The 483-nt window shown below is 65.0% G+C and carries 1 protein-coding gene; it reads right to left on the bottom strand.

The genetic code is table 11. The features are described 5' to 3' along the window. A partial coding sequence (locus AC0L3L_RS36455) for an efflux RND transporter periplasmic adaptor subunit (protein WP_473642213.1) occupies positions 1-483 on the bottom strand: 483 nt, incomplete at both ends.

Genomic DNA, 483 nt, shown 5'->3' with positions numbered 1-483 from the left:
CCGCTGACCAATCGTACATTCGCCTTGTCGCCGATCTTCAGATAGCCGAGATCACGTTCGCTGACCTCGCCGCGGGCAATCACCGGATCGAGGCTCAGAATGGTCGCCACTTCGTCGCCCTGCATCACGGAACTGCCAAGCTCCACCGGTACCCGGTCGATGACGCCGTCGAACGGCGCCTTCACCTCGTTGCGGTCGAGCTCGGCCTGCGCGGCTTCCAGATGCGACTGGCCTTGCGTCAGGTTGGAGCGAGCCGTATCGAGCTGCAGCTTGGGCAGATTGCCGGTTTTCGCCAGCCGCGAGGCCGCATCGAGTTCGGCCTGACGCTGCGCGACAAGCTGCTTGGCGTTGCTGAGCGCCGAAAGCTTTTCCTCGGTGGCAAGCATCAGCACGAGGTCGCCCGTCTTGACGCGCTGTCCCTGCTTGACCGGCAGCTTGTCGATGACGCCGGCGACGCGCGTCGCCAGGACCGCGCGCTTGTCG

This window comes from Mesorhizobium sp. WSM4849 (assembly GCF_055811385.1).
The sequence above is the reverse complement of the archived record's forward strand: the minus strand, read 5'-3'. Positions and strand labels throughout refer to the sequence as shown.